Here is a 3138-nt window from a genome sequence, read left to right as displayed (position 1 = left end):
GAGGAGACGCTGAGCTTCTATCGGCTGCCGCTGCCGCATCACAAGCACATGAAGTCGACGAACATGCTGGAGCGGCTAAACCAGGAGATCAAGCGGCGCACCCTGGTCGTTCGCATCTTCCCCAACCCGCAGAGCTGCTTGCGGCTGGTTCGGGCATTGGCGGTGGAGATCCACGAGAACTGGCTCGAGGCGACCCGCTACCTCAACATGGATCATCTGCGCGAGCACAAGAAGGAGAGCCTGAGAGCACTGGCCGCCTGAGTCGCGGCCCGAATGTCCGCCGCTCCGCTAAACACGGGGGCTGCGCGGCGGACACGCCAACGTCACCGCTGAATGCCACGCCATTGTTGCAGAACTTGACGCACACAACTGTTCTGGAGAGTGAAGCCCGCCGGGCGGCCAAAACTCCCCTGAAGCTGTCGCACAAGTGGGATCGTTTTAGTGGTTTCACCAGGATGAGCTGCAATGGAAGGGAGCTCCGATCATAAAGCTTTGCCCCTGGGAATAACTCTCGATCCTAGTGCGCGAGTGGCCAATCCGACTAACGTCATATGCGTTTAGTTCGCGACCCAGTTCGCGCGCAGAAAGCAGCGGATACTGGGACGATCGCAAAAAGGAGCCGCCTTGACGATGAAAACTGCGAAATCAGTGAGTGACATGAATAAGTTCCATGGCAACGCGAAATCGGCGCTTGAAGGTCTGTTATTCGACGGGATGCTGATTGCCGCGGGCGGATTTGGGCTCTGCGGCATTCCCGAGCTGTTGATCGATGGGATACGGCATGCGGGTACGAAGGACCTGACGATCGCGTCGAACAACTGCGGAGTCGTTGAGATTTCGGCCTCGGTTTGCTGCTCAAGACCAAGCAGATCAGGAAGATGATCTCCTCTTTTGTCGGCGAGAACGCCGAGTTCATGCGCCAGCGCATCACCAGGCGCTTCACCCAGGAGCTCACCAAGCGCGGCCTGATCGGTCCCGGCCTCAACGTGCCGGCTCCGGACGTTGGCACGAGCGAGCGGGAAATGGCCTGGATGGCCGACGAGTTCCGTCGTGCCAATCCCACCGACGTGATCAACGTACGCGCCTGCGTCACAGGAAAGCCGCTCTCCAAAGGCGGGATTGCCGGACGCACAGAGGCGACAGGCCGCGGTGTGCAGTTCGCCATCCAGAGCTATCTCCGGCATGCCCGCCCTCCGGGGATTGTCGGGGGACGGCGCGACCTCCAGGGCGCATCCGTAATCATTCAAGGGTTCGGCAATGTGGGCTACCACCCTGCCAAGTTCCTTTCCGAGAAAGATGGCGCGCGGATCACCGTCATCGCCGAGCGCGACGGATATGTCGCCAATCCGGAAGGTCTTGTGATCGAGGCGCTGAAGCAGCATCAGCTGCGTACCGGCAGCATCGTCGGACTTGACGGAGCAACTTCATTCGCCGGCGACATGACGGCTCTAGAACAGCCCTGCGACATCCTCATCCCGGCGGCAATGGAGAATGCCATTCACGTCGAGAATGCCGCGCGTATCAAGGCAGATCCATCGTCGAAGCCGCCAACGGCCCGGTTACTTTCCAGGCCGATCAAATGCTGCGCTCACGAGGAGTAACCATCCTTCCCGATCTCTACGTCAATGCTGGTGGCGTGGTCGTCAGCTACTTTGAGTGGGTGAAGAATCTGACTCATATTCCGTTCGGCCTGATGGAAAGACGGCGGCGGGAGCGACGTTTAGAGAGGCGTTTTCTCCGGATCCTACAGACGGACGTCGTTCATCCGTGGCTCTAAGTCGCGAAAATTGACGTGTCCGCATCGGCGGCCACCAATATCTGCGTCGTCAATCTCCGCGCCTCCCTGCGGGTGTTTGGCTATCCTGTCGACGGTGGGCGGTTGGACGGCATGATACGAACGGCGGCCGCGAAGATCGGCCGATGGACCGGCAGACGCTGCGGGACTGGATGCATGGTCAACGCTATGCCCGGCAGCTGAAGGACAACCGCCGCCGGGGGCACCCCAGACGGCTGTCGGCCTGCGCAGCAGGCAGAAATGGCCGAGCTCGTGGAAATCGACCCGGCCCCGCCGTCGATAGAGAGGTGCGCTGGCGGCGCATCGATCTTCAACGCGACACAGAGAAGTTGAACTTCCTGTGCACATTGAACTAATGAGAAGCTGGCGCATCTTGTTCAAAGCATTATCAGGGCGGCACTGTAATCTGCTAAGATCACACGAGATTGGACAAATAGATGGATGCGACCCGAAAATTCGCGACAATTGTGACCGACGATCTTATCGACGGATATGGGCACATGAATATGGTGCACTATCTGGCAGCGTTCAGTAAAGCTGCGGATGTACGGCTCGACGCTGCGATACGCCTAAGTCCGGATGGTTCCATGATCTTTGGCGTCGTCACCGCCGAAGCGCGGGTCGCTTACAAGAAAGAAGCGATGCGAGGCGACAATTTGCTCATCACTACTTGGATAGCGGACCTTGACGAAAAGCGAGTCCATGTCGCGCAAACGATGGTGCGTGGAGACGGAACGTTACTGTCGACAGCTGAACAGCTTTTCCTGAATTTCAACCTGCTATCGCGCCGCGTAGAACCATTCCTGCCGGATGTGCTGGCCGAGCTTCGACGCCGTGTTGAGTCGGACAGTGGCAAATTCGATCTGGGCATTGTCAGTCGCCAGATGGGCATACCGAGAATAGTATGAGGTTACCTGATCTTCGTCAGTCTGTGTCGGCGGCATCTTCATGCGGTACGTTAGGCGGCAGATTCGAAGTGTCCACCGGCTCGTAGGCAGGCGTGATGATGCGGGTAAAGAACTCGGATCGTGGCGAAAGCTTCCATACCCACGAGACCGTGAGCGCCCAGGCGATACATCGGTCAGCCTTGACCGACGAGCACCGAGCCCGCATCCGGGTGCCGCTGGGACCGCTGGGACCGCTGGTCGCTGTGGCCAATCCGCTCGATTATCAGCCCTTCATCTGGGGGATAAGACAGAGACGAAGCGCTGAAGGCGTCCCGGTGGAACCGCCGCAACACCAAGGCAGCCAGGCAGTGCTGACCCGGTTTCTGAGGGCACCGCTCCGAAGCGGAGGATCACCGACAAGCTGCGCTCCTATGGTGCGGCGCACCGGAACAACCG

Annotated in this window: 4 protein-coding genes and 1 pseudogene; all 5 read left to right on the top strand. The window is 59.2% G+C overall.

Annotated elements, in window-relative coordinates; genetic code table 11:
• A partial coding sequence (locus AC0L2M_RS34490) for a transposase (RefSeq protein ID WP_473537253.1) occupies positions 1–261 on the top strand: 261 nt, incomplete at its 5' end.
• A gap of 396 nt (positions 262–657) precedes the next feature.
• A pseudogene (locus AC0L2M_RS34485) lies at positions 658–971 on the top strand (CoA-transferase); the annotation flags it as partial.
• Positions 966–1601 carry a Glu/Leu/Phe/Val family dehydrogenase gene (locus AC0L2M_RS34480; protein ID WP_473537254.1) on the top strand — a complete coding sequence of 212 codons (636 nt, stop codon included), beginning with the start codon at positions 966–968 and terminating at the stop codon, positions 1599–1601. The pseudogene AC0L2M_RS34485 and the gene AC0L2M_RS34480, both read left to right, overlap by 6 nt.
• On the top strand, positions 1580–1777 hold the full coding sequence (locus tag AC0L2M_RS34475) for a hypothetical protein (protein ID WP_473537252.1): 198 nt from the start codon (positions 1580–1582) through the stop codon (positions 1775–1777). The genes AC0L2M_RS34480 and AC0L2M_RS34475 overlap by 22 nt, the downstream gene beginning before the upstream one ends.
• A 455-nt stretch (positions 1778–2232) precedes the next feature.
• Positions 2233–2703, top strand: coding sequence for a thioesterase family protein (locus AC0L2M_RS34470; protein ID WP_473537251.1), 471 nt, complete (start codon positions 2233–2235; stop codon positions 2701–2703).
• The last annotated feature ends 435 nt before the right edge of the window (positions 2704–3138 follow it).

The sequence above is a fragment of the Mesorhizobium sp. WSM4806 genome (genome assembly GCF_055811635.1).
The sequence above is the reverse complement of the archived record's forward strand: the minus strand, read 5'-3'. Positions and strand labels throughout refer to the sequence as shown.